Annotated in this window: 2 protein-coding genes; both read right to left on the bottom strand. The window is 45.6% G+C overall.

Annotation, left to right across the window (positions count from 1 at the left end):
- Window positions 1-850, bottom strand: an 850-nt coding sequence (locus tag I6E38_RS14875; RefSeq protein WP_235394713.1) for an IS66 family transposase, incomplete at its 3' end; no start/stop codon positions are given.
- 71 nt (window positions 851-921) lie between these two features.
- The coding region (locus I6E38_RS14870; RefSeq protein ID WP_235394712.1) for a transposase at window positions 922-1,106 on the bottom strand (185 nt) is incomplete at its 5' end.

The following is a 1,106-nucleotide window of genomic DNA, read 5'->3' as shown; positions in this document are numbered from 1 at the left end:
AGCCGTCATGATAGAAGTAGTATACAAGACCGGTGTTTACTGCAGTCACCACCCATATATAGGCTTTCTTTATCCCTTTGCCATCCTTGTTCTTATCTTTAACAAGTACTTTGTGGTATGTCTCATCGCCTGCGATATATGTATCTTCTTTTATTACGTCACCGAGTGCCTTGTAGAGATTCTCGAAGAGATTCTCTGTCTTGCGGAGCAGACCGTGTGCTGTTCCCTTGTCCATGTCGAAGCCGTTGTCGTTGAAGAATTTCACTATTCTCTCCACCGGCATTGCGTACATGTATCTCAGCTGTGCCAGACCTGCGATGAACGAGCCGTCATACTGTGAGTTGAGAAAAGGTGCGTCAGGGGCTTTGCCTGAAAAGAACTCGTCGTTCTGTGTATACGTACGCACATGGTATATCTTCTTGATGAAGCGCATGGGGATGAGTTCATAGCGTATTACGTCCCTGGTCTTATACAGTCTTGCCAACTCCTTGTTGAAGCGCGGGTTTTCAGGTTCGATATCCTCCTCGACGACTTCCACTTCCAGGTGCTGCTTACGCTTTGCACCATTGTTGGTACGGACGCGTTCCTTCTTCTCAGAAGGCTGGTCTGCCGCTGCGTCTTGGGGCGCAGGTGTTGAAGGTTGCTTCTCTGACTTGTTCTCTGTTATCTTGGCAAGTCCCTTGATTATGCGCTTCTGCTTGACCTCCTCCTCCGACTTATGTTCGAGCATATTTCTTAAAGACGTGACCTCTTCCAGAAGGGCATCCGCCTTACGGTTCGCCTCCTGGAGTTGTTCCTGCAAAAATGAGTTCTGCTGCTGCAATAATGCAATAATCTCGTCTTTCTTCATACTTCAAAGGTACGAAAAAAAGACGAGACACCCAAATAAACCATCATGTATTTTGATAATAATATTGCTGATTATAAAGCATTTACAGACGTAGAATTATCAATACTCAGCCTCTTGCGATATCTTACTGACTTCAACGATATTCCGCTCATGATGGCGGATAGAGTCTTATAGGGCATTATACAAGCCTTCTTGCCGGTATTGAAATAGGGTATCTCGAAGGTACCTCTTTCAAGCCGCTTCTGATACAGTGTGA

Source organism: Leyella stercorea, assembly GCF_021531355.1.
Classification (GTDB): Bacteria; Bacteroidota; Bacteroidia; order Bacteroidales; family Bacteroidaceae; genus Prevotella.
This window is presented reverse-complemented; position numbering and strand designations above follow the sequence as displayed.